Here is a 5,783-nt window from a genome sequence, read left to right as displayed (position 1 = left end):
ATCGAATTGTCCGCCGCGTCGGCCGCTCACCATGGCCACCGCCCCCGCGACGCCGAAGGTGCGGTGGTGCACCTCGACCATGTCGGCGAGTTGGGCGATGCGCATCTGGATCGGGATGTCGTCGCCCCGCACGCCGGCGGGCAGCCCGCCGCCGTCGTAGCGCTCGAACGCGAACGCCAGCGCGGCTTGCACGTTGGGGCCCAAGCCAATTCGGTCCGCCAGCAGGGCCGCCGATGCGCAGTGCGAGTGGATCAGCCGAGAGATGTGACCGCGCGCGTTGGCGAACAGCGTCGCCATCACGCTCAGCCGGTGGGCCAGGGGCTGGCCGCGCCCCACGTTGCTCGCCAGGAAGCGCAGGTACGGGATGCCGGACCAGTCGATCAGATACGAGTCGTGGCGCACCGCGATGTCGTCGCCGAACCATCGCGCATATTCGTGGGAGTCCGCGTGGCAGCCGATCCACATGATCAGGGTGGTGTAGTAGGCGCAATCGCGGTGGTCGCCGTCCAGGCCGAGCCGGTCGGCCAGCCGGGTCGCGATCAGCGCCGCGCGCAGCATGTGCTCGGCGGGCTGGCCGAGGCCGAGGTCGATCGCCACCGACAGCGCCGCCAGCAACTCCGCGCGGGTCGGTAATTCAGGCTCCGACATGAGGTTCATTGTGCCCAGCTAATCGCCGCGGGGTCACCCGATTGCAATAGTGCGCCGCACGGCCTGGTGCCGGGCCGCGTCGAACGTCTCGAAATGCCCGGAGCCCACAGCGAACACGCCGCGTTGCGGCGGACGGAAGCCACCCAGCCTCGCCTGCCGGTCTAGCGGTCCCACCGGTCCCAGGTCGACGTCGCTCAGCACCGCGCGCGAGCGGGCGACCGCCCACACTCGCGCGGGCGCGATCATGAATCGCTGGCCGTTGGGCGCGATTCCGGACAGCCGGACCCGGCCGGCGCGCAAGGTCGGGCCGGCGACAAGACCGAGCAGCGCCAGCGCCGCCCGGTTGGTCCAGGCGCGCGTCGGCAACCGTTCGCCGACCGCACTCATCAGTCGCGTCGACGCGGTGGCGCGCAGATCGACCTGCCAGGCAAGCAGATTCGGGATCGCGACGACCAGCGACCACGGGGTGACCCAGGCGACCTCGATGTCGCATTGGACGGCGGCGTGCGGGGTGGCCGCGCTGAAGAAACGGGCGCAGCTCTGCGGCCCGGGCGTGGTCGCGTAGAACGTCCAGACACCGTCGGGGTCGCGATGCCACACCGATCGATAGCCGGGTGAGAACGATGTCGCCGGAAACTGCCGCAGCGCCAGGTAATGCCCGCTGGCGAACGGGAGACCCATCACGCCGAAGCCGACGAAGCGTTCGTCACCTCCGGCGGGCAGGACGGGGTGGCGCAGGACGGCGGTGGCGGCGTCCAGGGGCGAGGTGTTCATGCGTCGATCGTCCGCGCGAGCGCCGCCGCGGCGCATGAGGCGGATGCCTCAAATCGCCGGGGCGTCGGTGTCGAGTGTGAAGTTAGGCGCACGCTCGCCGCCGAACGTGAAGGTAACTTCACACTCGGCGCGGGGCGGCGATGTCAGACCGCCGGGCTCAGCGGCGCTTGACCGACTTGGGTGGCTTGGCGCCGCGACCCTGTTGCCGCGCCGCGGCACGCCGCTCGCGTCGGCTGGCGCCCCCGGGAACCCCGGCCGGCGTCTTGGAATCGCCGCCGTTGCGCTGGACCGCCGCCGAGCCGTCCTCCGCTGGGCCGGAGTAGGTCATGGCCGGCGCTTCGTTGTCAATGCCTTTGGCGCGCAACTGGGTTGGGGCCTCTTCGCGCACGGCCGTCGCGGCGCCGCCCTGCTTGCCGGCCGCGGCGGTGGCGAATTCGGCCAGCCCCTCCGGGGCTTGTACCGGCGCGACCTGCGGGCTGGGCACCGCCTCGACGGTGACATTGAACAGGAACCCGACCGACTCTTCTTTCATGCCGTCGAGCATCGCCATGAACATGTCGTAGCCCTCGCGCTGGTACTCGACCAGCGGATCGCGCTGGGCCATCGCGCGCAGCCCGATGCCCTCCTTGAGGTAGTCCATTTCGTAGAGGTGCTCGCGCCACTTGCGGTCGATGACGTTGAGCAGCACGTTGCGCTCCAGCTGGCGCATCGCGCCCTCGCCGGCGATTTCCTCGAGCTCGGTTTCCCTTATGGCATAAGCATTTTCGGCGTCTTTGAGCAGCGCCTCGAGCAGCTCCTCGCGGGTGAGGTCGTCGAGGTCGGCGTCGGCGTCGCGGCGCGTCAGCGTCGCATGGTCGATGCCCACCGGGTACAGCGTCTTGAGCGCCGTCCACAGCGCTTCTAAGTCCCAATCCTCGGCGTAGCCCTCGGAGGTGGCGCCGTTGACGTAGGCGGTGACCACGTCGCGGACCATGTCCAGCGCTTGCTCCTTGAGGTTCTCGCCCTCCAGGATGCGGCGGCGCTCGGCGTAGATCACCTTGCGCTGCTGGTTCATCACCTCGTCGTACTTCAGGACGTTCTTGCGGACCTCGAAGTTCTGCTGCTCGACCTGGGTCTGGGCGCTCTTGATCGCCCGGGTCACCATCTTGGCCTCGATCGGCACGTCGTCGGGCAGGTTCAGCCGGTTGAGCATCGCCTCCAGCGCGGCGCCGTTGAACCGGCGCATCAGCTCGTCGCCCAGCGACAGGTAGAACCGCGACTCGCCCGGGTCGCCCTGCCGGCCGGAGCGGCCGCGCAGCTGGTTGTCGATGCGCCGGGACTCGTGCCGCTCGGTGCCCAGCACGTACAGGCCGCCGGCCTCGATCACCTCGGCGGCCTCGGCGGCGACCTCCTCCTTGACCTTGGGCAGTTCCTCGTGCCAGGCGGCGTCGTATTCCTCGGGCGTCTCGACTGGGTCGAGGCCGCGCTCGCGCAGCCGCTGGTCGGTGAGGAAGTCGGCGTTGCCGCCCAGCACGATGTCGGTACCGCGGCCCGCCATGTTGGTGGCCACGGTGATGCCGCCGCGGCGGCCGGCGACGGCGACGATGGTCGCCTCCTGCTCGTGAAACTTCGCGTTGAGCACGTTGTGCGGCACGCGGCGCTTCTGGAACTGGCGCGACAGGTACTCCGAGCGCTCCACGCTGGTCGTACCGATCAGCACCGGCTGGCCCTTCTCGTAGCGCTCGACGACGTCGTCGACCACCGCGATGTACTTGGCTTCCTCGGTTTTGTAGATCAGGTCGGATTGGTCGGCGCGGATCATCGGCTTGTTGGTCGGGATGGGCACCACGCCGAGCTTGTAGATCTCGTGCAGCTCGGCCGCCTCGGTCTGGGCGGTACCGGTCATGCCGGCGAGCTTGTCGTAGAGGCGGAAGTAGTTCTGCAGCGTGATGGTGGCCAGCGTCTGGTTCTCGGCCTTGATCTCCACGTGCTCCTTGGCCTCGATGGCCTGGTGCATGCCCTCGTTGTAGCGGCGGCCGTAGAGCACGCGGCCGGTGAACTCGTCGACGATCAGGACCTCGCCGTCGCGCACGATGTAGTCCTTGTCGCGGTTGAACAGCTCCTTGGCCTTCAGCGCGTTGTTGAGGTAGCTCACCAGCGGCGAGTTGGCGGCCTCGTAGAGGTTGTCGATGCCGAGCTGGTCCTCGACGAACTCCACGCCCAGCTCGTGCACGCCGACGGTGCGCTTGCGCAGGTCCACCTCGTAGTGGGTGTCCTTCTGCATCAGCGGCGCCAGCCGGGCGAACTCGAGGTACCAGTTGGAGGCGCCGTCGGCGGGGCCGGAGATGATCAGCGGGGTGCGGGCCTCGTCGATCAGGATGGAGTCGACCTCGTCGACGATGGCGAAGTTGTGCCCGCGCTGGACCAGGTCGTCGAGCGAGTGCGCCATGTTGTCGCGCAGGTAGTCGAACCCGAATTCGTTGTTGGTGCCGTAGGTGATGTCGGCGTTGTAGGCGACCCGGCGCTCGTCGGGCGTCATCTGGGCCAGGATGACGCCGACGTCCAGGCCGAGGAAGCGGTGCACGCGGCCCATCCACTCGCTGTCGCGTTTGGCCAGGTAGTCGTTGACGGTGACGACGTGCACGCCCTTGCCGCCGATGCCGTTGAGGTAGGCCGGCAGCACCGAGGTCAGGGTTTTGCCCTCACCGGTCTTCATCTCGGCGACGTTGCCGAAGTGCAGCGCCGCCGCGCCCATCACCTGCACGTCGAAGGGACGCTGGTCGAGCACCCGCCAGGCCGCCTCGCGGGCCACCGCGAAGGCCTCGGGCAGCAGGTCGTCGAGGCTTTCGCCGTCGGCGTGCCGCTTCTTGAACTCGTCGGTCTTGGCCCGCAACTCGGCGTCGGTGAGCTTCTCGATCTCGTCGGACAAGGTGTTGACGTAGTCAGACACCCGCTTGAGACGCTTGAGCATGCGACCTTCGCCAAGGCGCAGCAACTTCGACAGCACGGTGTTGTCCCCTTTTGGGATGTGCCCCTGTTGGTAGGAGTCTTTCTTGAGCGACTCCCATGGTAGGCGACGGCGCCCCAATGGCCGCCGCAGCGGCGATCGCAAGCGCGGCTACCGCCGGGCGAAGCGGGTCGCCGCCCGAAGACCCCGTCAGGACAGCCCGATCAGCCCAGTCGGATCAGGCCGTAGTCGTAGGCGTGCCGCCGGTAGACCACGCAGGGCCGTTCGGTCTGCTTGTCGTGGAACAGGAAGAAGTCGTGCCCGACGAGCTCCATCTCGTAGAGCGCGTCGTCGACCGTCATCGGCGTGGCCGGGTGCTCCTTGGTCCGCACGATCCGTCCGGGCTCGTGGGTGGCTTCGGCGCCGTCGTGCTCGGCGGGCGCGGGCTGCGGCGCGCTGTCCAGCGGGACGGGTGGCACCGCGGTCGCCGCGGCCAGTGACACCGGGGTCTTGTCCCCGTAGTGGACCTTGCGACGGTCCTTGACGCGGCGCAGCCGGTTCTCCAGCTTGTCGACCGCGGACTCGAACGCGGCGTAGAAACTGTTGGCGCAGGCCTCCGCCCGGGTCACCGGGCCGCGGCCGCGGGCGGTGATCTCCACGCGCTGACAGGATTTGCGCTGGCGCCGGTTGGGCGCGTGCTTGAGCTCGACGTCGAAGAGATAAATGGAGCGGTCGAACCGCTCGAGCCGGGCGAGTTTTTGCGAGACGTACAGACGGTAATGATCGGGGATTTCAACGTTGCGGCCCTTGAACACAACATCGGCGGTGGTTGTCGGTGGGGCTTGCTCATCGGTGATGGGCGGTTGGTCCAGAATCTGACCGGAATCCACGGATAGCCTTGACATACGTGACAACTCGTTTCTCTTTTCACGTCGCACGCGCCCTGCGTGCCCGGCTGCTTGATGCGCCGACGAGGTGAGAGCGGTTCGAGACTGGCTACCGCCGCAGGCTGCCCGCCGGGGCAAGGTGTCGATTACTCACCCCTTCCCGCGGATGGGTCTCACCTGGAAAATCGCGACCAGTGAGTCAGACCGATGAGTCGTTCTTCGTTGTTCTCGACGTTAGCTCGTGTTCGCCCGCCGAGCCACTAATTTGGTCCGGCTGTTGCGAGTTCTTGACAACCTCTTGGCCGGCTCACTGGCTCGGCGTGGCGGCGGTGAGGTTCACACGGCGGCGAGCGCCAGCACCGCGGCGACCCGGACCCCGGCGGCGTGCAGGATGCGCACCGACTCGCGCGCGGTCGCACCGGTGGTGACGATGTCGTCGACGAGCATGACTTCGGTGCGCGGCGGTGGGCCGCGTAGCACCACCCGGCCGGTGATGTTGCGTTCGCGCGCGGCGGTGCCCAGCCCCACCGAATCACGCGTCAGCGCCC

The 5,783-nt window shown here is 68.3% G+C and carries 4 protein-coding genes and 1 pseudogene; all 5 read right to left on the bottom strand.

What is annotated here, in order from left to right; genetic code table 11:
• Positions 1-648 (bottom strand): annotated as a pseudogene (locus DQP58_RS25670) (HD domain-containing phosphohydrolase); the annotation flags it as partial.
• Between the two features lie 33 nt (positions 649-681).
• Positions 682-1,422, bottom strand: coding sequence for a hypothetical protein (locus DQP58_RS25665; RefSeq protein ID WP_112710884.1), 741 nt, complete (start codon positions 1,420-1,422; stop codon positions 682-684).
• A gap of 157 nt (positions 1,423-1,579) precedes the next feature.
• Positions 1,580-4,408 (bottom strand): preprotein translocase subunit SecA, encoded by a 2,829-nt coding sequence (gene secA / locus DQP58_RS25660; RefSeq protein WP_112710883.1) that lies wholly within the window; start codon positions 4,406-4,408, stop codon positions 1,580-1,582.
• Positions 4,409-4,572: 164 nt separating this feature from the next.
• A complete protein-coding gene (hpf, locus tag DQP58_RS25655) occupies positions 4,573-5,238 on the bottom strand; it encodes a ribosome hibernation-promoting factor, HPF/YfiA family (RefSeq protein WP_112710882.1) in 666 nt (221 codons plus the stop codon).
• A gap of 333 nt (positions 5,239-5,571) precedes the next feature.
• Positions 5,572-5,783: ComF family protein (locus tag DQP58_RS25650; RefSeq protein WP_133259440.1), on the bottom strand; the 212-nt coding region annotated here is incomplete at its 5' end.

Origin of the sequence: Mycobacterium colombiense (assembly GCF_003284975.1) — a bacterium.
In the GTDB taxonomy this organism is placed as follows: domain Bacteria; phylum Actinomycetota; class Actinomycetes; order Mycobacteriales; family Mycobacteriaceae; genus Mycobacterium; species Mycobacterium europaeum_A.
Note: the sequence above shows the minus strand (reverse complement) of the source record. Positions and strands in the feature narration are given on the sequence as shown.